Annotated in this window: 27 protein-coding genes, 1 other RNA gene and 1 pseudogene; 7 read left to right on the forward strand and 22 right to left on the reverse strand. The window is 34.1% G+C overall.

The window, feature by feature from the left end:
• From porX to accD, 4 genes and pseudogenes are all read left to right on the forward strand, one after another.
• Positions 1 to 726, forward strand: a 726-nt coding sequence (gene porX / locus AWW83_RS04495) for a T9SS response regulator signal transducer PorX (protein ID WP_143713888.1), incomplete at its 5' end; no start/stop codon positions are given.
• Positions 726 to 1148 carry a tRNA (adenosine(37)-N6)-threonylcarbamoyltransferase complex ATPase subunit type 1 TsaE gene (tsaE, locus tag AWW83_RS04500; RefSeq protein ID WP_092349149.1) on the forward strand — a complete coding sequence of 141 codons (423 nt, stop codon included), beginning with the start codon at positions 726 to 728 and terminating at the stop codon, positions 1146 to 1148. The genes porX and tsaE, both read left to right, overlap by 1 nt.
• Positions 1145 to 1840 carry a tRNA (adenosine(37)-N6)-threonylcarbamoyltransferase complex dimerization subunit type 1 TsaB gene (gene tsaB / locus AWW83_RS04505; protein WP_092349152.1) on the forward strand — a complete coding sequence of 232 codons (696 nt, stop codon included), beginning with the start codon at positions 1145 to 1147 and terminating at the stop codon, positions 1838 to 1840. Before tsaE ends, tsaB begins: the two co-directional genes overlap by 4 nt.
• A 9-nt stretch (positions 1841 to 1849) precedes the next feature.
• Positions 1850 to 2688 (forward strand): annotated as a pseudogene (gene accD / locus AWW83_RS04510) (acetyl-CoA carboxylase, carboxyltransferase subunit beta).
• Between the two features lie 4 nt (positions 2689 to 2692).
• On the opposite strand, the gene ssrA reads toward accD, so the two are convergent.
• Positions 2693 to 3055: a transfer-messenger RNA gene (gene ssrA / locus AWW83_RS04515) on the reverse strand.
• A gap of 179 nt (positions 3056 to 3234) precedes the next feature.
• On the opposite strand from ssrA, the gene AWW83_RS04520 reads away from it, so the two are divergent.
• Together AWW83_RS04520 and AWW83_RS04525 are read left to right on the forward strand one after the other, a co-directional pair.
• Positions 3235 to 3894 carry a DUF47 domain-containing protein gene (locus tag AWW83_RS04520; RefSeq protein WP_092349155.1) on the forward strand — a complete coding sequence of 220 codons (660 nt, stop codon included), beginning with the start codon at positions 3235 to 3237 and terminating at the stop codon, positions 3892 to 3894.
• A 4-nt stretch (positions 3895 to 3898) separates the two neighbouring features.
• Positions 3899 to 4909, forward strand: coding sequence for an inorganic phosphate transporter (locus AWW83_RS04525; protein ID WP_092349158.1), 1011 nt, complete (start codon positions 3899 to 3901; stop codon positions 4907 to 4909).
• Between the two features lie 96 nt (positions 4910 to 5005).
• Here AWW83_RS04525 and AWW83_RS04530 read toward each other — a convergent pair whose 3' ends face one another.
• From AWW83_RS04530 to AWW83_RS04600, 15 genes are all read right to left on the reverse strand, one after another.
• Positions 5006 to 5365: a hypothetical protein gene (locus AWW83_RS04530; protein ID WP_143713889.1), complete on the reverse strand. Its 360-nt coding sequence runs from the start codon at positions 5363 to 5365 to the stop codon at positions 5006 to 5008.
• Between the two features lie 37 nt (positions 5366 to 5402).
• On the reverse strand, positions 5403 to 6344 hold the full coding sequence (locus AWW83_RS04535; protein WP_092349164.1) for a UDP-glucuronic acid decarboxylase family protein: 942 nt from the start codon (positions 6342 to 6344) through the stop codon (positions 5403 to 5405).
• Between the two features lie 178 nt (positions 6345 to 6522).
• On the reverse strand, positions 6523 to 7083 hold the full coding sequence (gene rfbC, locus AWW83_RS04540; protein ID WP_092349167.1) for a dTDP-4-dehydrorhamnose 3,5-epimerase: 561 nt from the start codon (positions 7081 to 7083) through the stop codon (positions 6523 to 6525).
• A 32-nt stretch (positions 7084 to 7115) separates the two neighbouring features.
• Positions 7116 to 8456 (reverse strand): UDP-glucose dehydrogenase family protein, encoded by a 1341-nt coding sequence (locus AWW83_RS04545; RefSeq protein ID WP_092349170.1) that lies wholly within the window; start codon positions 8454 to 8456, stop codon positions 7116 to 7118.
• Positions 8457 to 8462: 6 nt separating this feature from the next.
• Positions 8463 to 8819, reverse strand: coding sequence for a nucleotidyltransferase domain-containing protein (locus tag AWW83_RS04550; protein WP_092349173.1), 357 nt, complete (start codon positions 8817 to 8819; stop codon positions 8463 to 8465).
• Entirely contained in the window at positions 8773 to 9150 is a 378-nt protein-coding gene (locus tag AWW83_RS04555) for a HEPN domain-containing protein (protein ID WP_092349176.1), read from the reverse strand. The genes AWW83_RS04550 and AWW83_RS04555 overlap by 47 nt, the downstream gene beginning before the upstream one ends.
• Positions 9151 to 9177: 27 nt before the next feature.
• On the reverse strand, positions 9178 to 11043 hold the full coding sequence (gene glmS / locus AWW83_RS04560; protein ID WP_092349179.1) for a glutamine--fructose-6-phosphate transaminase (isomerizing): 1866 nt from the start codon (positions 11041 to 11043) through the stop codon (positions 9178 to 9180).
• Position 11044: 1 nt separating this feature from the next.
• Positions 11045 to 11257 carry a HEPN domain-containing protein gene (locus AWW83_RS04565; RefSeq protein ID WP_092349182.1) on the reverse strand — a complete coding sequence of 71 codons (213 nt, stop codon included), beginning with the start codon at positions 11255 to 11257 and terminating at the stop codon, positions 11045 to 11047.
• 132 nt (positions 11258 to 11389) lie between these two features.
• A complete protein-coding gene (locus tag AWW83_RS04570; RefSeq protein WP_159421103.1) occupies positions 11390 to 11731 on the reverse strand; it encodes a nucleotidyltransferase domain-containing protein in 342 nt (113 codons plus the stop codon).
• Positions 11732 to 11748: 17 nt separating this feature from the next.
• Positions 11749 to 12600, reverse strand: a complete 852-nt coding sequence (locus AWW83_RS04575) for a coiled-coil domain-containing protein (RefSeq protein ID WP_092349186.1) — start codon at positions 12598 to 12600, stop codon at positions 11749 to 11751.
• Positions 12601 to 12663: 63 nt separating this feature from the next.
• Positions 12664 to 14214, reverse strand: a complete 1551-nt coding sequence (locus AWW83_RS04580; RefSeq protein WP_092349189.1) for a capsule assembly Wzi family protein — start codon at positions 14212 to 14214, stop codon at positions 12664 to 12666.
• A 98-nt stretch (positions 14215 to 14312) separates the two neighbouring features.
• Positions 14313 to 15698 carry a right-handed parallel beta-helix repeat-containing protein gene (locus AWW83_RS04585; protein ID WP_143713890.1) on the reverse strand — a complete coding sequence of 462 codons (1386 nt, stop codon included), beginning with the start codon at positions 15696 to 15698 and terminating at the stop codon, positions 14313 to 14315.
• A 98-nt stretch (positions 15699 to 15796) separates the two neighbouring features.
• Positions 15797 to 16336: an acyltransferase gene (locus AWW83_RS04590; protein ID WP_092349195.1), complete on the reverse strand. Its 540-nt coding sequence runs from the start codon at positions 16334 to 16336 to the stop codon at positions 15797 to 15799.
• Positions 16333 to 17331 (reverse strand): Gfo/Idh/MocA family protein, encoded by a 999-nt coding sequence (locus AWW83_RS04595; protein WP_234697242.1) that lies wholly within the window; start codon positions 17329 to 17331, stop codon positions 16333 to 16335. The genes AWW83_RS04590 and AWW83_RS04595 overlap by 4 nt, the downstream gene beginning before the upstream one ends.
• Before the next feature lie 22 nt (positions 17332 to 17353).
• Positions 17354 to 18721 (reverse strand): sugar transferase, encoded by a 1368-nt coding sequence (locus tag AWW83_RS04600; RefSeq protein WP_234697249.1) that lies wholly within the window; start codon positions 18719 to 18721, stop codon positions 17354 to 17356.
• Here AWW83_RS04600 and AWW83_RS09990 point away from each other — a divergent pair.
• Positions 18645 to 18803, forward strand: a complete 159-nt coding sequence (locus AWW83_RS09990; RefSeq protein WP_234697250.1) for a hypothetical protein — start codon at positions 18645 to 18647, stop codon at positions 18801 to 18803. The two genes, AWW83_RS04600 and AWW83_RS09990, sit on opposite strands and share 77 nt — an antisense overlap.
• Here the strand turns inward: AWW83_RS09990 and AWW83_RS04605 are convergent.
• Genes AWW83_RS04605 through AWW83_RS10000 form a run of 6 tightly spaced genes read right to left on the reverse strand, consistent with a single transcriptional unit; the run spans position 18787 to position 25339 of the window.
• Positions 18787 to 19923 (reverse strand): DegT/DnrJ/EryC1/StrS family aminotransferase, encoded by a 1137-nt coding sequence (locus AWW83_RS04605; protein ID WP_092349203.1) that lies wholly within the window; start codon positions 19921 to 19923, stop codon positions 18787 to 18789. The genes AWW83_RS09990 and AWW83_RS04605 overlap by 17 nt on opposite strands.
• Positions 19924 to 19935: 12 nt before the next feature.
• Complete coding sequence (locus AWW83_RS04610) at positions 19936 to 20940, reverse strand: DUF354 domain-containing protein (protein ID WP_092349206.1); 1005 nt, start codon at positions 20938 to 20940, stop codon at positions 19936 to 19938.
• An 8-nt stretch (positions 20941 to 20948) separates the two neighbouring features.
• Positions 20949 to 22064, reverse strand: a complete 1116-nt coding sequence (gene wecB / locus AWW83_RS04615; protein WP_092349209.1) for a non-hydrolyzing UDP-N-acetylglucosamine 2-epimerase — start codon at positions 22062 to 22064, stop codon at positions 20949 to 20951.
• Positions 22061 to 23209, reverse strand: a complete 1149-nt coding sequence (locus AWW83_RS04620; RefSeq protein WP_143713891.1) for a prenyltransferase/squalene oxidase repeat-containing protein — start codon at positions 23207 to 23209, stop codon at positions 22061 to 22063. Before AWW83_RS04620 ends, wecB begins: the two co-directional genes overlap by 4 nt.
• Positions 23210 to 23226: 17 nt before the next feature.
• Positions 23227 to 24051: a Gfo/Idh/MocA family protein gene (locus AWW83_RS09995; RefSeq protein WP_234697243.1), complete on the reverse strand. Its 825-nt coding sequence runs from the start codon at positions 24049 to 24051 to the stop codon at positions 23227 to 23229.
• Between the two features lie 16 nt (positions 24052 to 24067).
• Positions 24068 to 25339, reverse strand: a complete 1272-nt coding sequence (locus AWW83_RS10000) for a zinc-dependent alcohol dehydrogenase (RefSeq protein WP_234697244.1) — start codon at positions 25337 to 25339, stop codon at positions 24068 to 24070.

Raw genomic sequence — 25339 nt, forward strand, 5'->3', positions numbered from 1 at the left:
TTGTTTCCAATTGAGATTGAGAAGAGATTTCCTGATTTATGGGAAGGGAGCAACGATGACGAAAGAAGCAGAAACAAATACGAGAAAGATTTTCTTGAAGATTTATTGAAACGACACAAAGTTAAGTTAAAATCAAAATTGAGATATTTCAAAATTATTGATCCTGATTTTGGGGTTGGAGTTGAGCAAAATATAACTACATATGCACAGGGACAATTAACAGCGATAGTTGTTAATTTCGTAGATATGCTCGCTCATGGTAGAAGTGATTCAACGGTTATAAGAGAATTGTCTTTTGATGAATCTGCATATCGTGAGGTTACAAGGGCGTGGTTTGTTCATTCATCATTTTATAGGATGTTAAAAACTTTATCAAGAATGAAAAATGTTGTAGTTTTTATAACAACGGATCATGGAAGCATAAGAGCCTTGCGAGGGTCAAAGGTTCTTGCAGATAGAGAGGCTGCGACTAATTTAAGATACAAATATGGAAGAAATTTAAAATGTGATGAAAAAGAAGCGATATTTATTGAAAAGCCAGAAACATACAAGTTGCCCAAGCGTGGCGTTGCAATAAATTACATAATTGCAAAAGAAGATTATTATTTTGTTTATCCAACCGAATATCACCATTACTTAAACTTGTATAAAGATACCTTTCAGCACGGTGGTGTCTCACTTGAAGAGATGATAGTTCCATTGATAAAACTCACTCCAAAATTGTAATGCTTGGCAAGTTTATCTCAAACAGTGAAGATGAAACAATACAAATTGCGATTAAATTTTCGGAATTATTAAAACCTGGTGATGTCGTTGCTTTGTATGGCGAACTTGGTTCTGGGAAAACGAGATTCGTTCAAGGAGTGTGCAAAGGGCTTGGAGTAAGTGAAACAGTTAACAGTCCAACTTTCATCATTATGAACAAATATGAAGGACGATTAACGGTTTATCATTTTGATTTTTACAGGGTTAATAGCATTGATGAGATAATTGATCTTGGATTTAGGGAATTTGTTTATAATGATGCTGTGTCATTGATAGAGTGGGCTGAAGTGGCGTATGAAATTTTGCCAGAAAAAAGGTATGAAGTTTATTTGAGGTTTACAGATGAAGAAAACAAAAGAGAAATAGAGATAGTTAAGTTATGATACTTGCGTTGGATACAAGTACTGATTTATGTTCTGTAATCGTTATTGCAAATGAAAAAACAAAATCAAAAATAAAAACACACTCAAAACAAATACACGCAGAAAAAATTGTTTTTATGATTGAGCAAGTGCTGGGAAATATAAACAAACAAATATCCGATATTTCAAGTGTTGCAGTTTCAATAGGACCTGGTTCATTTACAGGATTAAGAATTGGTTTAAGTGTTGCAAAGGGATTATGCTACGCTATCAACAAACCTTTAATTACAGTACCAACGCTTGATGCGCTTGCTTTAAAAGCATTTGATATCTGCAAACTGCTTTCAAAATATGAGCGTCAAAATCTTTACATTTGCCCAATTTTAGATGCAAAGCAAAACGACTTTTATTACAGCATCTATAAATTTGAGAATGACAAAATTAACCGAATAACTGGATATCAGGTTGGTACAATAGACGAGATAAAAAACAAACTTGCAAATAAAACAATTTTGATCGGAGAACTTGTTGATAATTTGCTTGAAAATTTTTATAATCAGGATGATGTAATTCTGCTTGAAGGCGAAATTAATTATCCGGATGCTTACTATGTTGCAAAAATTGCTAAAGAAAAATATGCAAAGGGTGAATTTGCAGATTTAGATTCAACAGAACCTCTTTACATTAAGGAATTTGTAATAAAAACAAAATAGAGATGAAAAATGTCATGGTTTAAAAGATTAACACAGAATATATCGGGTGAGAAACGAGAACTTCCAGAAGGGCTCTGGACGAAGTGTGAAAATTGCGGAGAGATAATACATAAATCACAACTGGAGCTGAATCTGTGGACATGTCATAAATGCAATTATCATTTCAGGATAACAAGTTATGACTACATCAATATATTGATTGACAAGGGCACATTTAAGGAAATGGATAAAAAAATTCGTTCTGTTGATGTTTTAAATTTTGTTGATACAAAGCCTTACAAGGAGAGGTTGAAAGAGGCGATGAAAAAAACTGGGTTAAATGAGGCGATAGTTACTGGAACAGGGAAAATGAATGGTATTCCTGTGGTTATCGGAGCGATGGATTTTAGATTTATAGGTGGGAGTATGGGTTCTGTTGTTGGTGAAAAGGTTGCAAGAGCAATTGAGAAAGCATATAAAACGAAATATCCATTGATAATTGTTTCATCAAGCGGTGGGGCAAGAATGATGGAAAGCGCTCTTTCACTGATGCAAATGGCCAAGACATCTGCTATGTTGACCAAATTAGCAGACGCTGGGATACCTTACATTTCAATTTTAACTGATCCAACAACAGGTGGAGTAACAGCAAGTTACGCTATGCTTGGGGATATAAACATTGCCGAACCTGGGGCTTTGATAGGTTTCGCTGGACCAAGAGTGATAAAACAGCAACAGGCAAGGAATTACCAGAAGGATTTCAAAGGGCAGAATTTTTACTTGAACATGGATTTATAGATTTGATTGTTCATAGAAAAGAATTGAAAAACAAGGTTGTTCAAATTTTAAAGCTATTGCTTGATAAGTAATTTTTAGTGGAGGTGCCGGGAGTCGAACCCGGGTCCGGAAGCCAGACACTTAAAACATCTACACGCTTAGCCTACCTTTTTTAAATTCGCCTCGCTACTTGGGGGTAGGCGCCCTGTAGCGAAGCTATCTCAGGTTTATACCTTACGATGTCCCCTGAGAACAGACATCGTAAGAGCCTGTCTTGATCCACACCCTTTACAGCCCGGACAGGCACGAGCCGTAAAGGATGGGCTGCTTTTTTAATTAAGCAGCCAAAGCATAGTTGTAGTTGGCACTTATTTTTCCGCCGTTTTTTTACCCCGAACGGCGAAACGGGGACGTGCAGTTTTAAGTGCCCGTGGCTTCCGTCGAAACCACATCACCCCCAAATTTCAAAGAACTTTTCCGTTGTATTTTAACAGTAGAAACAAACTTTTAAGTTTCCAAAAAAATTTAATCAAAATTTCTCTAAAATTCAACAAAAAAGTTTAACCTAAAAATTAACAAGCTGGATGAAAAAGTTATGACTTGTTTAAAATTTAAATTTTTCTTATTTTTGGAGTGTCGTGAAAACAAAATATGGAGATGAGAAAACGAAGCTCATTCCAGTTCCGCAGGAAAAAGAATTTTTTACTTTATTTGAAAAACAAGCACAAAAGTTATTTGAAGTATCAAAAATACTTGATGAAATTTTAAACAACTTCTCCGACAGGCAAAAGATAGCTGATGAATTCTCAAATCTTGAGCATTCCGCGGACGAGATAACCCACAAACTTATTGAAAAGTTAAACAAAACATTTATCACCCCATTTGATAGGGAAGATATCCATTTTTTAGCGCATGAAATTGATGATATTATTGACTTAACAGAAGCAGCTGTAGGAAAAATGCTTCTCTACAAGATTGAAAGTTTAACGCCTGAGCTTAAAGAACAAATTCGCACGCTAAAAAACGCTATTATACTAATTAGTGAGCTGACTAAATCACTTAACAATCTAAATGAACTCCGAAAACAATCGTGGAAATTTGTTGAAGTTAATCATCTTGAAAATCAAGGTGATAAACTATTGCGTGAAGCGCTTAATAATTTAATTAACGGCTCAAGTTTAAATGCTGTTTTTGATCTTATCCGATGGAAAGAAGTTTACGAATCACTTGAAGAGGCAATTGATAAATGTGAAGATGTTGCCAATATAATTGAAAGTATTTTAATCAAAAACTCATAAAGCAATGGAGGTGAGCTTAACTTCTGTTATTTATCTTATTATAGTTCTTTTACTAGCATGGTTTTACGATTTTATAAATGGAATGAATGATTGCGCAAATTCAATAGCTACAACAGTTTCAACAAGAGCCTTAAAACCACACCAAGCAGTAATCCTTGCAGCTACACTTAACATAATTGGGGCATTTATAACAACTGAAGTTGCTAAAACAATTGGGAAAGGAATTGTAGAACCACAATTTGTATCTGGCTTGGTACTTGTCTGCGCTTTAATTGGGACAAACTTGTGGGCTTTTTCAGCTACGCACGCGGGGATACCGATAAGTATAACTCATTCTTTAGTTGGTGGGATAATTGGCTCGGCAGTTGCTGCAAAAGGTTTTAAGGTTATTAACTTCAGAAATATTACAAAAATTATCATAGCGATGGGAGTTTCACCTTTGCTGGGATTTTTAAGCGGGTTGATGTTAATGGTGTTAATTTCATGGCTTTTCCGCTCTTATGCACCAAATAAAATAAATAAACATTTCAAAAATCTTCAAATTTTGTCCGCCTCGTTCATGGCTTTATCACACGGGATGAATGATACTCAAAATGCCATGGGAATAATTACCGCCACACTTGTTTCGCTTGGTTTTATATCTGAATTTAAAGTCCCAACCTGGGTTATCCTTGGTTCTGCTTTATTTATGGGACTTGGCACATTGTTTGGCGGGTGGCGTGTTATCAAAACCATGGGAATGAAAATTGTCAAATTACATCCACCGCATGGATTCAGCGCCGAAACCTCAGCAGCATTGGTGATTATTATCGCATCATTGCTTGGAATACCAATAAGCACGACTCATGTAATTTCAACATCTATTATGGGAGTTGGCTCAATGCAGAAAATTTCAGCTGTTAAATGGGGCATAGTTTTTCACATTGTGTTAACCTGGATTTTTACCATACCCGGTGCTGCATTTCTTTCAGCGATTACATATAAAATTTTATCCTTGATTTTTCAGAGCATGTAATTTGGGACATTTACTTGGTTTAACAAGGTAGGAAATTAAATAAAAGGGAAGGAAAAAGGATTTGAAGTTTACATAAGAGTCATTAGAAAGGCAATTTTAAAGGCTGGGCTCTATTGAAACAACCGTAATTAATTGCTTGCTTTTATTGACGCTGTAAAAAACTAATAAATCATTGAGCAAAACATTGAAAACATCTGAATCAATTTGCTTTGATTCAACTGGAAACGGCTCGCTTTTCAATTTACAAACTTCACTTATAAACCAACCTAATTTCTCAAGATCACCCTTATAAAAATCAAGAATCCACTTCAAAACTTCTTCTTTAAATCTCAAATCATATTCCTCTTTTTTCTCCATCTGCTTGTTTAACTTTGAACTCAACCTATCAATGCTTTTTTTCAATTTTTGAAATTCAGCATATGGCATTATCGTTATATACTTGCTTTTTCCTTTCATCAAGTGAATAATCTTTTTTTCATCAAAATTTTTCAATTCAATCTATCCCAAGTTTTTGTTTAAAATATTCAAGTGTTTTTTTCAAGCCTTCTTTTCTGGAAACTTTCGGCTCCCATCCTAAAATCTCTCTGGCTTTTGTTATATCAGGTCTTCTAACCTTTGGATCATCAGGTGGAAGCGGTTTAAAGACAATTTTACTGTTACTTCCAGCAAGCTCTTTAATTTCCATAGCAAGTTCAAGTATTGTGACTTCATCTGGATTTCCAAGATTTATCGGATATACATAATCAGACATAAGGAGTTTGAAAATACCTTCAACGAGATCGTCAATGTAACAAATACTTCTCGTTTGACTTCCATCTCCAAAGACAGTTATATCTTCACCTTTTAAAGCTTGCGTCATAAATGCAGGAATTGCTCTCCCGTCGTCAATTCTCATTCTTGGACCGTATGTATTGAAAATTCTTGCGATCCTTGTATCAAGTCCGTGATATCTATGATAAGCCATTGTCATGGCTTCTGCAAACCTTTTTGCTTCATCATAAACTCCACGAATGCCAATTGGATTAACATTTCCCCAATATTCTTCACTTTGCGGATGAACAAGTGGATCACCGTATACCTCGCTGGTTGAAGCAAGCAAAAATCTTGCACCCTTTGCTTTCGCAAGTCCAAGCGCTTTATGCGTTCCAAGTGCGCCTACCTTCAAAGTTTGAATCGGATACTTTACATAGTCCATCGGGCTTGCTGGTGATGCAAAATGAAGAACGAAATCAACATCTCCCGGAACATAAAGAAATTCCGTAACATCATACTTTATGAACTTAAATTTTGGATGACCAAAAAGATGTGCGATGTTATCGGGTGTCCCAGTTATGAGATTATCAAGGCAGATTACTTCATCGCCTTCGGCAATGAACCTATCGCAAAGATGTGAGCCAATAAATCCTGCGCCACCTGTGATTACAACTTTTGCCAATTTTAGCACCTCTTTTTTATTTTTTCCAAATTTGCTAATTTATAGTTGACAAAATTGTTCTAAATTTGTCGGTTACTAACTTACAAAATTGGAAAATGGAGAAAATTTATCAAGAAAGTTAAGAAAAAAACTAATTGAAGAATTAAATTCCCGCAAAATTGTGCTTTTGACTGGAAGGTTATAATCGCAACTGATCTTTGAGAAATTCTGCAAGTGTAGGTAGTTTTGAATCTTTTTCAGAAAGAATTGGATTTTCAATTGGCCACTTTATCCCAATTTCAGGGTCATTCCAGATAATTCCACGATCATGCTCCCGTGAATAAAAATTATCAACTTTATATTCAACTTCTGCTATATCCGAAAGAACGACAAATCCGTGAGCGAATCCTTTTGGTATGTATAGCATCTTTTTATTTTCCTCAGAAAGAACGATCCCGTGCCACTTTTTAAATGTCTTTGAATCGGGTCTTATATCAACTGCAACATCAAATATCTCACCTCTAATGCATCTTACAAGCTTTGACTGTGCAAATGGTTCAATTTGAAAATGCAATCCTCTTAACACTCCCTTTTTTGATTTAGAATGATTGTCCTGAACAAATTTATCTGTTATCCCAGCTTTTTCAAAATCTTTGAAACTATATGTCTCCATAAAAAATCCCCTTTCATCTTCAAATACAACCGGCTCAATTATTATTAAATCAGGGATTTCTTCAATTTTCGTGAACTTAAATGGCAATCCAACAATTAGAAGTTTTGTTTTCAAAATAATTAACGACCGATGCCGTAATATGTAAAGCCAAGTTTTTTGAGCTTTTCAGGGTTGTAGATATTTCTCCCGTCAAAAATAACATGATTTCGCATCAAACTTTTCATATAATTAAAGTCCGGCTCTCTGAACTCCTGCCACTCTGTCACGAGAACGAGAGCATCAGCTCCCTTCAATGCTTCATATTGATCCTTTGCAAATTTAATTTGATTTCCGAATATCTTTTTTGCGTTTGCAATTGCAACAGGATCAAATGCGGTTATCTTAACACCAAGTTTTAAAAGTTCGTTTATAATCGTGATTGATGGTGCTTCTCGCATATCATCTGTTTTTGGTTTGAAAGAAAGTCCCCAAATTGCGATTTTTTTATCTTTCAAATCCTTTCCGAAATGTCTTTTCATCTTTTCAACTATTATTTTTCTCTGTCTTTCATTTACTTCATAAACTGATTTAACAATTCTCATCTCAATTCCATTTTCTTCTCCCATCTTGATAAGTGCTTTAACATCTTTTGGAAAGCAGCTTCCACCCCAACCAACACCCGGAAACAAAAACTTTGGTCCAATTCTCACATCATATCCAATTGCAATTCTAACTTTTTCAACATCTGCTCCAACTTTTTCACAAAGATTTGCAATTTCATTCATAAATGAAATTCTCATAGCAAGAAACGCATTCGCAGCATATTTAACCATTTCAGCACTTCTGGTATCCATAACGAGGATCGGAGCTCCCGTCCGAACAAATGGCTCATATAATTCACGCATCACAGTTTCACTATCGGAATTGTTAACACCGATCACAACTCTATCTGGGAACATAAAATCCTGAACAGCGTTCCCTTCTTTTAAAAATTCCGGATTTGATACAACATCAAACTTTAAATTTTCACAGTATTTCCCTATTTCTTTTGCAATTATTTCTTTTATCTTATCTGCTGTTCCAACTGGAACAGTTGATTTGCTGACTATAATTTTATTGACTACAGATTTTGATTCTCTTGCGATGTTTTTTAAAATCTTTGCCATATCTTTAACAACACTAAAAACTATCCCAAGATCAGCGTTTCCATCTTTTCCAGGTGGTGTTGGAAGACATAGGAAAATTATCTCTGAATTTTTAATTGCATATTCAAGATCAGTCGTAAATTTTAATCTTCCAGCATCAAGATTTTTCTTTACAAGTTCTTCAAGCCCTGGCTCGTAAATTGGAACGATGCCTTTTTGGAGTTTCTTTATTTTTGCAGTGTCAATGTCCATGCAAATTACATTATTTCCCGTTTCGGCAAAGCAAGCTCCTGTTACAAGCCCAACATAACCTGTGCCAATGATTGAGAGGTTCATTTTTCTTTAGTTTCTTTTTGTTATTAAAACGCTACTTGAAATTATATCTTTAAAATTATTGATTTCACTCAAATCTACAACGATAACATCAACTGCTATATCAACATTTTCCGAAAAAAAATAAAAATACTTTTTCAATCTTTCCACTGGATTTTTTTCATCCGAACTTGAAATTAAAATCAAAATGTCAATATCACTCAAACCTGTTTCCTCCCCTTTTGCAAACGAGCCAAAAACCCTTATTTCAAGTATTTCAGGGAAAATGTTAAGCGCCATTTCGGAAACATCTTTAAGTTTTTCCATAACCATCTCCCTATCAATCAAGAAACCTTTCACAGAACCTGATGATATAATCCGCCGCATTTAACGCTTCCTGTGCTTGTTTTTCTGTGAAGTAATCGGCTGGTTTCCCAGCAGTAAAACTATTCGGGTATCTGGGTGGAAAATCAAGTAATTTAGCATTTTCTTTAATGTTGTCCGGAATATCAATTTTTTCGGAAAGGATTTTTAACATTTCTGTGATTGAATGTCCCCAAAGATTCAATCCATATTTCAAGCCAAGTGCCTTTATAGCCTTTTCAGCTGATTGTTGAGAAGTGAAACACGCCCATTCAAAAAATTTAAGTTCAAAGTCAAGTTTAGCTCTTTCAAAATCTCGTTTCGCCTGCTCATACCAATCTTTCCATCTATTCACGAGTTAATAACAGAATTTATTTTTTACTCACTCAACTGTTACACTTTTTGCGAGATTTCTTGGCTGATCAACATCACATCCACGAAGAACTGCGATATGATAAGCGAGAAGTTGTAAAGGTATCACGGTTAAAATCGGCATCAAAAGGTCAAATGTTTGTGGAATCTGGATTATATGGTCTGAAAGCTTCTTAACTTTTTCGTCCACTTCTGTCACGACCGAGATTATCTTCCCTCGCCTTGCTTTCACTTCTTCCATATTGCTGAGAACTTTTTCATAAACATTATCTTTAACTGCGATGAAAACAACCGGCATATTTTCATCAATCAAAGCAATGGGACCGTGCTTCATTTCAGCAGCTGGATAACCCTCTGCGTGAATGTAGGATATTTCTTTCAATTTCAACGCACCCTCAAGCGCAACAGGATAGTTAAAGCCCCTTCCAAGATACAAAAAGTTTCTGTGGTCTTTGTATTTTTCTGCAATTGTTTTTATGAAATCGTTTAATTCAAGGATTTTCTTCACTTTTTCAGGCAAAGATTTAAGCTCTGTTGCGATCTCCTTTGAAATTTTTTCATCTAATACACCTTTCTCTCTTCCAAGTAGCAAAGTTATAAGAGATAAAACAACAAGTTGGCTTGTAAATGCTTTCGTTGAAGCAACCCCAATTTCAGGACCAGCGTGTATATAAACCCCGGCGTGGCTTTCTCTTGCTATCGTTGAACCAACGACATTGACAATTCCTAAAACTGTTGCACCTTTTTCTTTTGCAAGACGAAGTGCAGCAAGTGTATCCGCTGTTTCCCCGCTTTGACTTATAAGCCAAACGACATCGTCTTTAAATACGACTGGGTTTCTATATCTAAACTCAGAAGCATATTCAACTTCAACCGGAATCCCTGCATATTGCTCAATCATATATTTTCCAACAAGTCCAGCATGCCAACTTGTGCCACAGGCAGTGATTATAAATCTTCTTGCATTTAAAATCTTATCCATAACGGATGTTAATCCACCAAGTTTCACATTTCCATCTTCACTTATTCTTCCACGCATTGAGTTTTGTATACTCTCAGGCTGTTCAAAAATTTCTTTCAACATAAAATGTGGAAATCCACCCTTTTCAATTTCTTCTAAACTAAATGTCAATTCGTGAATCCTTTCCTCAATTACTTCATCTTTATATAAAAAGCCCGTATTTTCAGAAATTTTCTTTATTTTAACCCCATTTTTTGACAAAATTGCCATTTCTCCGTCTTCAAGATAAATCACATTTCTTGTTATCCCAACTATTGCCGAAGCATCTGATGCGACAACATATTCATTATCCCCAATTCCAATAATTATCGGGCTTCCTTTTCTTGCGGTAATTATTTTATCCGGTTCAATTGATGATATAATCGCAAGCCCATATGTTCCCTCAATATGTGAAAGTGCAAGTTGAACTGAAATCTCAAAATTTCCTGTATCATTATAAAATTCTTCAATTAAGTGAGCTATAACTTCGGTATCTGTTTGACTTTTAAATATGTGTCCTAACGATTCAAGTTTTTTCTTTATCGTTGCGTAATTTTCCACTATTCCATTGTGGACGACTGCGATTTTGCCACTGCAATCAGTGTGAGGGTGGGCATTGATGTCACTTGGTTCTCCGTGCGTTGCCCATCTTGTATGAGCAATGCCAATTTTTGAATTTAATTCAAAAGATGAAAAATTTTTTATTTCTTCTTCAAGCGTTGAAACTTTCCCCACTTTTTTATAAACATAAATTTTATCATCCGTAAATATCGCAATTCCCGCAGAATCATATCCACGGTATTCAAGTCGTTTTAACCCGTTTATAAGAACATCGCTTATATTTCTATGTCCGATATAACCAATTATCCCACACATCTTAAAACCCCATTTCTTTTATTGCTTTTTCAAGTGTTTCAGAAACAACATCAACAAATTTTTTCGCCTTCTCAAGCGAATCCTTTGCTTCTTCAAAAGTTATCTCAATAAAATCACCATAATCTGAATCAGTTCTTCTCGCTGATAAACTTCGGAATATCTCTGAAAATTCGGTTGGCAGAATACTTGTTTTTATATATTCCTTTGATAACATAGTTTTAACACCATATTTACAGCGGAATCATAAAGAGTTAAGTTCAAAATAGTTTTTGGGCATCGTCAAGAATTCTTTTCGCTTTTTCAATTCTGTATTTTGCAAGCTCAATTTTATCTTCAATCTTCAAAGTCATAATAAACTAATACCTTCATTTTCAATGCGTTCAAAAAATGGGCTTTTTAATTTTAAATTCGTCTCATATTCTTTCAATGTGTAAATAACTGGTGAAAGCACAATATCGTATTCAAGTTCTATTTCACTTACACATTTTATGACAGCGTCTTTGGAAGATAAATCTTCGATGATTATAAGGATATCAATATCTGATTCCCCACTTTTTATACTGCTTTTTCTTGGGAAATCCCCTCTTACTTTTGAGCCAAATAAAATTACCTTGACAACGCCATCAATTTTCAAAAGTTCATTTTTTAGTTTTTCAATTGCTAATTTTTCAATCGAATTTAAATACAATTCCCATTTCCATTTTCTTACCATTCAAAGCTTTGTATCACAAGGATTCCCTTTTCCTTTGCCATATTTAAAAATTCCTTATCAGCAAAATGCGTCACAAAAACTTTGATCACCTCACGCTCTCCATATTCCCTCAAGACGGATAAAACTTTAAGTTCAAGCTCATCAAACACATCCATTTCACCTCTTTCCTTCTTTAATCTTTCCAGCTTCCCTTCAAGTTTCATTTTTGCTTCACCAACGATGAGGACACTTCTGCCGTCAACCTCACCTTCCCCAAGTATATTTATCTCCCTACCGCCAACATCTGCTCTGATAAATCTTTCTTTGATTCGGATTCCATACTTTCTTTCAAGAACGCCTGGGAGCATTCTGAATGCTTCATTTTCAAAGGCGTAACTCAAAGTATTTGTAAAGCCACCAAATTCAACCCTTAAATTTTTCATTTGCAATGCCAGTTCCTCTATCGCCCTCCACACACGATTAAAGTTTTCTTCAGTTGTTCTCTTAAACATCTCAAGCGACTCAGCGAGTTGATCCACCCTTTGCGTAAGTTGGTTTAATCTTTCAGTAAGTTCATCAACTCTTTGCGTAAGTTGATTAAGCCGTTCCTCTGTCTTTCTCTGCGCTTCTGCAAGTTGACCTATTGCTTCCCAAACTTTATTAAAGTTTTCTTCGGTTCTTTTTTCAAATTCTTCAAGCCGTTGTTCCGTCCTCTTTTGTGCCTCCGCAAGTTCCTTTACAATCTCCTTCAACTCATTAAAATCCTGCCTTGTGACATAATGCAACCGAACTCGCTCATCAATTAGCTTTATTATCTCTTCCCTAACCTTATCCGTTAGCTTGAAACCATCTCCTGCCTTCGGCATAATCTGCTTCGTTTAGTTTATCTTGTTTAAATAAAATTAAAAAATTAATAAGTTAAATTCAAACTATTTGAAAAATCTATCAAAGTTAAAGAAAACCCACGCTTTAAATGTTAAAAAATCCCTCTTTGCACCGGGAATGTTTTTAAAATTCTTAACATTTGAATACGCTACATCAAGATTTAAGTTAAAATTTTTGCTCAAGAAGTAAAAAATACTAAACCCAATTTTATGGGTTCTTTCAACTACGCCGTAAGGAAATTTTTCTTTATATCCTGTCTCAACCGTTATCTCAGGAACCATCCACGGCTCATCAAACCGCTTTTCTATTGAACCCTCACCGTGCTCAATAAATTTGTAATTAACTGTAAATTGCAACTTATTTAAAAACCAGTGCGAAAGCCATAATTCAAAACTTTGGAAATCGTTCCCCAAAGGGTGTGCTATAGGTCGCTTAAAACGAATGTATTTTTGATAATCCTGCTTCGTGTTATATGTTCTATTTCTAACCTGTGTATATTCAATTTGAATTGAGCTCCCGGTGATAAAAAAATCTGCAAATTTAAATCCAATTATGAACCCATATTCGTTTGGTTCAAGGTCTCCCTTCGTTTGCCTGCTAACTTGCCAATCGTCAATCAAAAATTCACCGTAAAAATTTAAATTTTTGACAGGATAATAACTCAAATCAGCGTAAACCATTCCGTTCATTTCTTTACCCTCATTCGCTTGAAACTCATAATAAAATGCAAGCGGATTTGAAAGTGTGATATCAATCCCTCTATTCACTCCGCCGTATAAAATCGTTTGAGCAAAACCGATGTAAAGTTTATTTTGGAAATTTATCTCAAATCTACCGCCAGTTAAATATCTATTTGCATTTAAAATCGTCCTTCCACTGTCGGGCGAATAATTCATATTGTCAAGTTGCGAGAGCAAAAAACTATATTTAAAATTTTTTGAAAATAAATCAATCTGCAAAATATCATATGGAATTGCATAATCCGAGATCAAAAGATTCCCACCTCTTCCATATCCCCATTTCACATAATCACGACCAAATTTTATTGAAATTGGTTTTAAATCCAACTTCAAAAACGCTTGTTCAGTATATCCAGCGAAAAATCCACGAAATCTATTTCCTGTGTATGTCGTGTCGTCAAGAAGATTTTGATCCATAATTGAGTTATTATAAAGTGTAAATTTATCGCCATAATAAAAAGAAAACTTTGCCCTCCCCCTGAACCTTAAAACCCTGCGGGAATCTATCTCTTTAACTGCATATCCCGACATCATAACGCCAGATTTAAAAGAAAATTCATCTTCGCTTTGTTTTTTCTTTGATGTTAAGAAATTAATTTCATCTTTGAATTCATCTTCAAGCATCTTAAAAAGTGAAATTTCAAATTCGCTCTTTACACTTTCTTTTTCTTTAACTATTTGCTTTGTGACATCAATTCTTGAATAAGGTTTATATCCATTTGGCAATTCTCTAAAATAACCTCTGACTTTCAATTCTTCAATGATTTTATAAACCCAATAATCGGTTGGAATGGTTTCAGAAAATTGCGCAAGGGATATTTGAGAGATTAGGAGAATAAAAAGAATCTTTTTCATTTAGATATGGAATTATTTTTTGAATTACTCGCCCCCTAATCCCCTCTGGTCTATCAAGATGTGCTTTTTCATTTTAAACTCTATATTGAGTGGTGAGTTCACTTTACCCCCGCTTCTTTTACTGGCACTGAAAAATAATTTGAATAATCCACTATGCCATAACTGTAATAGTATTGATCAGATGGAGATACATCATTTCTATCAAAAATCAAATTTCGTATTTCTGCTTCGCTTTCCGTTCCCCAGTAGTTGAATTTAGCATCTGTTAATTTTGTACCGCTTCCAAGTGCAAGGAGAAATTTTTTCCCAGCGATGTTGTTGAAGTTAATTATGTTTATCGGGGTTCCGTATGCAGGTGATAAAACTATTCCTCCGTTACTTGACAGAATTTCGTTATATATTGTTTTTACAATTCCACCTTTATGAACTATATGATAACCTTTTGAACTACGGAATTCATTGTTTTTGATTAACAATGTATCTCTATTTATGTTTGACAAAATTTGAATTGAATACCTATTCCCACTAAAATAATTATTCTCAATCCTTGCGGATGATGTCGTCGCATATATACCAGATTCGTAATTTGAGACAAAAATTGAATTCTTTACATAAACCGTTGTATCTGTAAACTCAAGATTTAACCCGATGGGCTGACCTGTAAATATACATTTTTCAATTTTAATATTTTTAGCATTGCTAATTTGAACAGTGGAAACGCCATAGTTTTTGTTATCTATGAAAATTGAATTTGATACATTAGCATTTGAGGCGTCAATAAAAATACCAACGCTTGCAGATCTAAAAACTGAATACTTTAAATCTAACTGACCTTGTTCTGAGACATAAATCCCGCCCCATGTCTTTGTTGTGTCATCAGTTGTAAAAATAATCGGCATTTGTCCAGGTATATCTTCATTTTCAAGTCTACCATTGACTCTAATTTTAAAGTTCCCATTGAATCTAACTACGCAACCATTTTCAATGTATAATGAAGAACCATTAGGAATTTCAACATCACCTTCAATGATGTAATTTCTGTCTCTCGTCCACTTATTTTGACCTTGGATAATTCCTGAAATGTTAACTTCTTTATTAAGTTGAATTTGTATTTCTCCACCAGAAGTTGAAATTTTAAAATACCTCCATCCATATCCTTCTTTTTGAGCAAAGATTATATATTCTCCATCGGGTATATTTGAAAACGAAAAAATTCCCTCTTTATCTGTTAATGTTTGAGCAAATGGTTTTTGTTTCCTTTGGTCAAATAAATAAATGTTTAAATCAACCCCGGGCAAGAGCGAAGGATATTTGCTTAAAACATTTAAGATGGATGTGTCAATTTGAGGAAGGTTAAAAAGGGAGACCTTTACATTTGAAAAATCAGAGGTATTTTCAAGTATAACCTTACCAGAGATTGTTTTCCCAATGGGTTTTGTAGGAGAGCAAGATAGAAAAAGTAGTGTTTGCAGTAACAGCCCCAAATATAAATAGTGGAGTAAAAAAATTCCATTTAGTTTATTGTGTCTACCCAATGTTTCAGTAAGATGTTCGTTATCTACAAGTATGATATAAATTTAATTCATTTTATTTGAGATTTTAAACTTCTGATAACTTTAGCTGGAACACCTGCAACAATTGTAAATGGAGGTACATCTTTAGTTACAACTGCTCCTGCACCAACTATAGCATATTCGCCTATTGTTATTCCAGCCAGAATAGTTGCCGACGAACCAATAGAGGCACCACGCTTTACAATAGTTGGTATTACCTTCCAATCCTGCTCAGTTTGAAGTTCTCCTTTTTCATTGGTAGCTCTTGGATATAAATCGTTAATAAAAGTTACATTATGCCCAACAAAAACTTCATCTTCAATAGTTACACCTTCACATATAAAAGTATGCGATGAAATTTTACAACGACTACCTATTTTAACTCCTTTCTGAATTTCAACAAATGGACCAATTTTTGTGTAATCACCTATTTCACAACCATATAAATTTACAAATCCAAATATCTTGACATCCTTGCCAAGTTTAACATCTTGAGAAATCCTGATAAAATTTTCCTTTAAATAATCCTCGTCAAATTCAGTTTCTCCAAATTTAATCTTTTTGCTCATATTTTTATCAGTTTACCCTCATTTTTTATTGATTTTTCTGCTGCTTCAAGTATTCTTACAACCTCAAGCCCCGAAATCCCGTCGGTTATAGGTTTTGTACCGTTTTCAATACTTTCAACGAAATTTTTACAAACTAAGCTCAACGCCTCAGTATCATCAAGTTTTGGCGCATACATATCACCTGTTCTATAAGAAATAAGCACCCTATGAATACCTTCCTGAGTTGTAGCAATTACCCCTTTGTCATAAACCTTTACCTTCTCACTTGGTTCAGTGTCATCATATACAATCATTTTCTTTGTTCCACCTATCAAAATTCTCCTCACTTTAACTGGTGCCAACCAATTCACATGAAAATGTCCTATCGTTCCATTATCAAAATTAACAGTTATATAAGCAATATCTTCAATACCATTATAATGAGCAGCTCCAAACGCAGCAACTGAAATTGGTTTTGATGATATAACATAATTCATTATTGAAACATCATGCGTTGCAAGATCCCAGATGACATTCACATCATGTTGAAATAATCCCAAGTTAACTCTAACAGAATCAAAATAATAAATATCACCTATCTCATCAGCTTCTATTAATTCTTTTATCTTCCTTACAGCACCTGTAAATATAAAAGTATGATCAACCATCAAGACAAGATTTCTTTTTCCTGAAGTTTCAATAAGTTCTTCAGCTTCTCTGACTGAAGAGGTCATTGGTTTTTCAACAAGAACGTGCTTTCCATTTTCCAATGCTTTCTTCGCAAGCGGGTAATGGGTTGCAACAGGTGTAACAATTGCAACAGCATCAATTTCAGGTGATTTTAGAATAAATTCCGTATCAGTGGTTACTTCAACTGAAGGAAATCTTGATTTGGCAAATTTTAATCTCTTTTCATCAATATCACAGCAGTAGACCTTTTCAACTCCAGGTGTTGAAAGAAAGTTTCGTACAACATTGGGCCCCCAATATCCTAAACCAATTACCCCTACTTTCATATATCCCTCCAGTTTTTAATTTTTATCCCCCGCCTTTACCAAATAACATTACTGGAATTGTTTTTAAGATAATCTGTAAGTCAAGCCATGGTGACATATTTTGGATATAATAAATATCCATCAATACCATATCATCAAAATTTGTCTTTGCTCGCCCATACACTTGCCAAAACCCCGTGCATCCTGGCAGAACTTTGTTCCTTTCATAATACCAAGGTTTGAACATTTCATATTCATATGGTAATACAGGTCTAGGTCCAACTAAACTCATTTCACCTTTCAAAACATTTATCAATTGCGGAAGCTCATCTATACTAAATTTTCTTAGGATCCTTCCGATAGGTGTGATTTTCCTTTTATCCACAACCTTTTTACTGCTTGTTTCGCCATCCGGATGTTCACCATTTTCAATGAATTTCTTCATCCATTCAACTCTTGTTTTGTCCTTATCAGCATCTAGGTACATTGTTCTAAATTTATACATTTTAAATCTTTTTCCATCTTTCCCAACCCTTTCGTGGACATAGAATACAGGTCCTCTTGATGTCATCTTTATTAAAACTGCAATAAGTAAGAAAAATGGGCTTAAAAAAATTAACGCGATCAGCGAGATAGCAAAATCAACTATTCTTTTTTGAATAAGGTAAATTTCACTATATAATCCTCTGGTTAATGTAACAGTGGGAAAATCAATGTAATACTCGGTTGTTAATCTATTCGGTATGACTTTAAATATGGAAGATGTTAATCTGACTGTACATTTAGTCTTTTTTGCCTCCTCAATAATTTTAATTAATCTTTCATGAGTTATATTATCTATCCCAATTATAATTTCATCAACATTTTGCTCTTCACATATCTTTATTATATCACCAACATTTCCAAGTATCTTATAACCATTTAAAATACGAGCACCTGGTGTTATATTATCATCAACAATCCCAGCAATTTCCAACCCGAGTTCTGGTTTAGCTGTTATATCATTTAAAATTCTCTTACCAAGCTCTCCACCCCCAACGATGATGCATTTTCTCTTAAAGATTTTTAGATTCATAAAATGTTTCAAGAATTGTGGAAGTAAAATTACTCTATAAAGTGTAAACAAAGAAATAAGCAGCGTCGCAAAGGAAATAAAGACAAGGCGACTGTTATAGATAAGCGTAAATTTTGACAAAAAACCAACTATTACATATATAGCTAAACCAATTGAGATTGACTTTAATAAACGTATTAACTGTGGTACTCTTGTAGAAAATACATTTATTCTATATAATGCATTCCATTGAAAAATAAATGCAAGTAGGAGTGAAAAAATGAGCGAGAATATAAATTGCGAAGAGGCAGAGAAATCTTTTATGTTTGCTACTTCTTTAATTAAAACAGCTGAAATAAAAAAGGATAAATTAACGATAATTATGTCCAAGAAAAGCAAAAGATATTTGTATTTCGGAAATCTTAGCATTTTGTCTTAAAAAATTCCCTTATTTTTTCTGCAACATATTCAATTTGTTCATCTGTTAACTCTGGATATATTGGAAGTGAAAGCCCAGATTCAGAAAGCTGCTCAGCCACTGGAAAATCCCCCTTTCTGTACCCAAGTTCTTTAAAACATGGTTGTAAATGCAAGGGTATAGGATAATGTAAACCTGTTCCAATTCCATTTTTATTTAAAAATGCTTGCAATTTATCCCTTATTTCCTGCCGTTTATCAGCCCTAGAGTTAACCTGAATTACAAATAAATGATAAACATGTTTAGCATAAGGCATTTCCTGAGGCAATTTTATCGCTTCTAAATCTGAAAGCAACTCCTTATATTTGCTTGCAACTCTTCTTCTCTCTTGCGTCCATTTTTCTAAGTATTTTAACTTCACCATTAAAACTGCACCTTGTATTGCTTCCATTCTATAATTATGACCCAGCAAAACATGGGTATATTTTTTAACCGAACCATGATCCCTTATCATTCTGAACTTTTCAGCGAGTTCATCATCATTGGTTGTTACTGCACCTGCTTCCCCATAAGCCCCAAGATTTTTTCCCGGGTAAAAGCTAAATGATGCACACACACCTAATCCACCAACTTTTTGTCCTTTATATTCCGCAAGATGCGCTTGAGCTGCGTCTTCAACTAAATATAAACCATATTTATTTGCGATTTCTTTTAACATATCCATATCAGCTGGTTGTCCGTATAGATGAACAGCAACAATTGCTTTAGTTTTAGATGTGATTGCTTTTTCCACTTTTTCGGGATCAATGTTATAACTCTCGGGATGACAATCAACGAAAACAGGTTTTGCTCCGCAAAGCGTAGCACCCCACGCGGTTGCAATGAATGTATTTGCAGGAATTATAACCTCATCGCCAGGACCAATTCCAAGAGCCCAAAGAGCCATGTGATTACCATCTGTTCCAGAGCTTAAACCAACACAATGCTTAACATTATGTGCCTGTGCAAACCGCTCTTCAAACTCTTGAACATATTTACCCAGGATAAATGAAGTGCTTTCAAGAACATCATTAACGATGGTCTGAATTTCTGTTTTTATTTGACTATATTGAGCTTTAAGATCAAGAAATGGAACTTTCATCAGGAAAAAACCTTAATTTATTTTTTCTAAAATTATTTTAATAAACAAATCACGGACATTTGTATTTGGTATTACCAACTCTCGTGATCTCTTTTTTTGAATTTTAATTTTTGTTACATCAGCAAGAGTTCTGATAAATGTTAATTTGCCTTGCTTAACCAGTTCAATATCAATAGATGCGGGTTTACCAGTGAAAATACTATAAGCCGGGGTTCCCAATACAGCAGCTTCTCTAACCATGGTGCCACCACCAGAAATGACCAAATCGGAATAGAATACTAAGTTTGGACCATCTAATGGTTTACTCGGTATATAAATATTATCCGATAAATTTTGCACGGCAGATATATCTACATTGGTTCTTGGGACTAATACCACATTGCAGTTGTTTTGTAAGACATATTTAAGAACATAGTTATATATTATTTCACTTGATTTATTATGATAGTTGGCGTGCGAAGCGGGGGGGCGAATTGTTACAAGCGGTTTATCTGAATTGGTATCAAAAGGAAAATTTAATAAAAAACTATTGTCTGGCTTAAAATCACAAAGATATATCTCCTCTTTCAAGCCATTATAATAATAAAATTTAGAACCCGAAAACAATCCTCTTAAAACCGATGGTATTATAATCCGATCGCTGAATAACTTAATTAAAAGTAGCTCCGTATGCTCATAGTCAAAAGCAGAAATAATTGGAATGTCAAGCATCCTCGCTGCAATTATGCCAGCCCTTGCGCCGTGGTTAACCATTAAATCTATTTTATATGTCTTTAAAACCTTATATAATCCATATGCTCTTTTTATAGTTGTAAATACTTTTTTAATTTTATTTTTTCCTCCATGCCCGTCCACCCTAATGTATGGAATATTATACTTTTCAAGTAAAGGCAGTGTTTGAGCAAAATTTCGTGATGTTACAATAATATTATATCCTTCACTCTTTAATATCTCTATAATCGGTCTAAATAGTAAAACATGCGGTGAATTATCTATGTCAAACCAAATTGTTTTCATAAGTTATATCACCAATTTTGTATTGCTCTGACTATTATTTCAACTATTCTTTCACTTGCTTTCCCATCCCAAAGTTCTGGAATCTTACCTACTTTCGCATTCCCATTAATTATTTCCCAAATATATCCATATGCTGTGTTGATATCCTCACCAGCAAGATAATTAGTCCCGATTTCCACTGTTATAGGTCTTTCGGTTGAATTTCGGAGCGTGATACACGGTATCCCTAAGTATGTGGTTTCTTCTTGAATACCTCCACTATCCGTTAAAACAAACGAAGAATTTTTTACAAGAGCGATAAAATCTATATATCCCATTGGCTGAGTTAGAACTATATTGTGATTTAAAAGGGTCAACAAACCAAATTTCTCCAGATTGTTATATGTTCTTGGATGAACTGGGAAAACTAATCTTTTGAAAACTGAGATTTCTCTCAGAAAATCTACTATATTTGATAATTTATCTTTATAATCAACATTTGATGGTCTATGCAGTGTGACAACACCGTATTCAAAAGGTTTAAGATAAAAATTTTTAAGGACATTTGATTTATCAATTTTGGGTAAATAATATACAAGACTATCAATCATAACATTTCCAACAAAAAATATTCTCTCATCAGGTATCCCTTCCCTTTTCAAATTCGCAATACCACTCTTTTCGCTTACGAAAAGATAATCCGAGATCGCATCCGTTAAAATCCGATTTATTTCTTCGGGCATGCTTCTATCAAAACTTCTTAGTCCTGCCTCTACATGAGCAACCTTAATACCACATTTCACCGCGGTCAAACTACAAGCAATCGTTGAGTTAACATCTCCAACTACTATTACAAGATCTGGTTTCTCGTTTAATAGAACCTTTTCAAACTCAATCATAATTTTTGCCGTTTGAACAGCATGGCTTCCACTTCCTACGCCTAAATAAAAATCCGGTTTAGGCAACTCAAGCTCTTTTATAAAAATATCAGACATGTTATTATCATAATGTTGTCCAGTATGACAGATTTTATGAATAATTTCAGAATCAGGATGTTCTTCTCTAAATTTTTTAAAAGCTCTGTGTATAGGGGCGATTTTCATAAAATTGGGTCTTGCTCCGACCACAGAAATTATCTTCTTCATTCTATATCATTTATGTTTTTAAATAAGAAATAGGAAAATGCTAGTAGAAAATATGCATTGCTCCAACGCATGAAGGAAATTTTATGCGTAAAAAATCTTGTTTTTTGATAATAAAAATAACCATGTCCAGAATATAAATTCTTCAATGCAAAATTTAAAATAAACTTTGCTTTGTTAATAAAGCCAAATCGTGTAAGAGTAATCGCTGACTGTGCAACTTCCGTTGAATCAACAGGATAAAATTTTCCGGAATAATATTTAGGTTTTCCATTAGGTGTAAAAAGATTTTGAATATAATAATTCAAACCCCTCGTTAAATATACCTTATATTGAGCCATTCCAGAAAGATTAATAAAATCATCTAGTGCATCAAGGACATATGCTGTATGAAAATTATCAACCCACCTCCGAGCATCACCTTTAGAATAAAACCACGAGCCATCTTTATTTTGGTTATTTACTACAAATCTCACTGTTTTTTCAGCTTCATCAAGATAATATTTATTTTGCGTAATACTGTAAACTTGCGTAAGGAGACGCGCTCCCTTCATCGTTGCATTATAAACTTTTTGCCAGTCATTTGGTGAATAAGAAAAGCAAAAGGTATCACCTTCGTAAGAACGGTTTAAATCATTTAAAACAAAATTTGCTGAGCTTATCAAAATCTCTTTCACTTGCTGATTTTGAGTTAACCTATAATACTCAAATAATCCATTAGTTATTAATCCGGTTGCAACAACTGTAGGTGTATATGCAGGTATCTTAGCATATCTTGCCTCCCAATCAAAATTATAACCCCAACAGTATCCACTATAACCCTTTGAACTTAAATCTATAAGCTTATTTAACAAATCTTTAATTTCATTTTGGTAAAAATCTTTATTCACTTCGTCAAAAAACGAAAGATAAGTATAGGATTGAATACATAAGCCAAGCGTTACAGGATTTATTTCTTTTTTTATTCCCAAAATTGGACGCAAGTTTATTGGGACTCTTCTAAATAACTGCTGAGAGAAAAAACGAATAATTTTATTTGACCTTAGAATAGGCAATTTAAATATAGGGGAATTTAAAACATCATATGGATCATAACCTTTATAATTTTCCTCTCTGATATACTTAATCAAAGATAAAATCACTGACATGAACTTGTGAGATTCATTCATAAATATATTACCCTTTGGGACCTATAAGATTCTATAATTTTAAAAGTTATCAGTGTAGTTTTATATATGCTTTCAAAACTTAACTTTGGTTTTTCCTCACCCTTTAGAACTTTGATAAAATGTTCTATCTCTTCTCTATGTCCTTTTTCGCCACTAAATTTAAATTTCCTTTTTCTATTATCAAACAAAATAACTTTTTTAAAATCATCCATTATAGCGATCATCCCACCAGTAAATACTTCACAATACTCTTTTGCAAGAAGCTTATTTCCATTAGTTAAATACAATAAATTTGCAACCGAACCATTTGAGTAAGTTATTGTAACAACCACCGATTCATCTTGAGTACCAGTGGCTGAAGCGTAAACTGAGATAGGCTCGGATTCTATTAGAAAATTAAAAATATCTATAAAATGACAAGCTTCTCCAATTATTCTTCCACCTTGATCAGGGTCATTTAACCAAGAATCAGGTAAAATACTTCCTGCATTAACTCTATAATTGATTATCACTGGTTCCTTGCTTCGGGAGATGAATTCTTTAATTATAGAAAATTGTTTTGAAAATCTACGGTTAAAGCCGACTAGAAGATTAGCGTTGGTTTTTCCATATAGTTCCCTTATTTCATTTAGGTCATTTTCCGTTACTGCCAATGGCTTTTCAACAAAGACATTTTTACCACTTTGCAAAGCTTTTTTCACATAAATAGCGTGAGAGTTGTGATGTGTTACTATAAAAACTGTGTTAATTTCGTTATCATTAAAAATAATCTCTGGATCAGTTGAATACTCAATAAAGCCAAACTTCCGGGCAACTGCCATTGCATTTATAGGTTTTCTAGTTACAACATTTTTTCAATGTAACTTGATTCTTTTTTAGGTAAGGTAATAGATAAGATTGAGCGAAGTTACCAGCACCAATGAAACCGATAACAACTTCACCTACTGAAACACTTCTATCAACATTTCTTTTTACGCGAATAAATTCCTTTTTGGGCTCACTATTGTATTCAATCAAAATCCCAATATACGGCTCCTTTACTTTGCTTGTTATTAGATCATATGCTTTTAGACCATCCTCTATTGGGATCTTGTGGGTTATTAATTTTCTAAAATTGATTTTCCCTTCGGAGAGAAGGCGAATTATCGCTTCCATATTTCTTTTTTCAGTCCATCTCACATAACCAAATGGATAATCTATACCCTTTTGCTCGTATTCAGGATCATATCGCCCGGGTCCATATGAGCACGATATCGTTATCTCAAGTTCTTTTTCATAAAATCCAGCTCTTGGTATATTCATTCCAGTAACACCAACAATCACAATTCTACCTTTCTTTCTGGCAAACTTAATCGCTTTTTCCATTGGTTCATTGGAGTTGGTAGCTGTTGTAATTATAACCGCATCAGCTCCATAACCTTGTGTAAATACTTGAACCACTCTTTCAATATAATCATCAAACAAAGATACTTCATCACATCCAAACTCTTTGGCAAGATCAAAATTTCTTTCATTTATATCAGTTCCAATAACACGACATCCGTTTGCCTTTAACAATTGAACTGTGACAAGTCCAATTAGTCCAAGACCTATAACAACAACATTTTCGCCAAGTGATATTTTTGCTTGCCTAATACCTTGTAAAGCAATAGCTCCTATTGCTATAAAAGCTGCCTCATCAAGCGCAACATTCTCCGGAACTTTCACCGCAAGATTCTTTGGGACAAATATAAGTTCAGAATGATAAGCAAATCCTGCACAAGCAACTCTGTCCCCGGGTTTGAATTCATCAACATTTGACTCAAGTACAATTCCTGCTGAGCTATACCCTAATTCTTTATAATTATCAAGCCGATTCATAACTTTTTTATATGTAGCGATTAAACCTTCACGTTTTATATTTTCTAAAACTTGTTTAACAAGATCAGGTCTCATCTTCGCCTTTCCAATTAAAGATGCCTGAGCTGTCTTAACCGATGTTCGTTCAGTTCCTGCACTTATCAATGAATAATAATTTTGAACAATAATCCCACCGGGTAAAAGCTTGATATCAGGTAAATCTTCAATTGAAATCTTACCTGTTTTTTGATATTGAACAATTTGAAGCAT

The sequence above is a fragment of the Candidatus Chryseopegocella kryptomonas genome, from assembly GCF_001536065.1.
Taxonomy (GTDB): domain Bacteria; phylum Bacteroidota; class Ignavibacteria; order Kryptoniales; family Kryptoniaceae; genus Kryptonium; species Kryptonium kryptomonas.

Excerpts from the sequence above, each read along its gene's own strand:
- tsaE (WP_092349149.1), top strand. The coding sequence starts at position 726 with ATGCTTGGCAAGTTTATCTCAAACAGTGAAGATGAAACAATACAAATT.
- tsaB (WP_092349152.1), top strand. The coding sequence starts at position 1,145 with ATGATACTTGCGTTGGATACAAGTACTGATTTATGTTCTGTAATCGTT.
- AWW83_RS04525 (WP_092349158.1), top strand. The coding sequence starts at position 3,899 with ATGGAGGTGAGCTTAACTTCTGTTATTTATCTTATTATAGTTCTTTTA.
- AWW83_RS04530 (WP_143713889.1), bottom strand. The coding sequence starts at position 5,365 with ATGAAAGGAAAAAGCAAGTATATAACGATAATGCCATATGCTGAATTT.
- AWW83_RS04545 (WP_092349170.1), bottom strand. The coding sequence starts at position 8,456 with ATGAACCTCTCAATCATTGGCACAGGTTATGTTGGGCTTGTAACAGGA.
- AWW83_RS04550 (WP_092349173.1), bottom strand. The coding sequence starts at position 8,819 with ATGCGGCGGATTATATCATCAGGTTCTGTGAAAGGTTTCTTGATTGAT.
- glmS (WP_092349179.1), bottom strand. The coding sequence starts at position 11,043 with ATGTGTGGGATAATTGGTTATATCGGACATAGAAATATAAGCGATGTT.
- AWW83_RS04565 (WP_092349182.1), bottom strand. The coding sequence starts at position 11,257 with ATGTTATCAAAGGAATATATAAAAACAAGTATTCTGCCAACCGAATTT.
- AWW83_RS04575 (WP_092349186.1), bottom strand. The coding sequence starts at position 12,600 with ATGCCGAAGGCAGGAGATGGTTTCAAGCTAACGGATAAGGTTAGGGAA.
- AWW83_RS04580 (WP_092349189.1), bottom strand. The coding sequence starts at position 14,214 with ATGAAAAAGATTCTTTTTATTCTCCTAATCTCTCAAATATCCCTTGCG.
- AWW83_RS04590 (WP_092349195.1), bottom strand. The coding sequence starts at position 16,336 with ATGAGCAAAAAGATTAAATTTGGAGAAACTGAATTTGACGAGGATTAT.
- AWW83_RS04595 (WP_234697242.1), bottom strand. The coding sequence starts at position 17,331 with ATGAAAGTAGGGGTAATTGGTTTAGGATATTGGGGGCCCAATGTTGTA.
- AWW83_RS09990 (WP_234697250.1), top strand. The coding sequence starts at position 18,645 with ATGAGCGAGAATATAAATTGCGAAGAGGCAGAGAAATCTTTTATGTTT.
- AWW83_RS04605 (WP_092349203.1), bottom strand. The coding sequence starts at position 19,923 with ATGAAAGTTCCATTTCTTGATCTTAAAGCTCAATATAGTCAAATAAAA.
- AWW83_RS04610 (WP_092349206.1), bottom strand. The coding sequence starts at position 20,940 with ATGAAAACAATTTGGTTTGACATAGATAATTCACCGCATGTTTTACTA.
- wecB (WP_092349209.1), bottom strand. The coding sequence starts at position 22,064 with ATGAAGAAGATAATTTCTGTGGTCGGAGCAAGACCCAATTTTATGAAA.
- AWW83_RS04620 (WP_143713891.1), bottom strand. The coding sequence starts at position 23,209 with ATGTCAGTGATTTTATCTTTGATTAAGTATATCAGAGAGGAAAATTAT.
- AWW83_RS09995 (WP_234697243.1), bottom strand. The coding sequence starts at position 24,051 with ATGGCAGTTGCCCGGAAGTTTGGCTTTATTGAGTATTCAACTGATCCA.
- AWW83_RS10000 (WP_234697244.1), bottom strand. The coding sequence starts at position 25,339 with ATGCTTCAAATTGTTCAATATCAAAAAACAGGTAAGATTTCAATTGAA.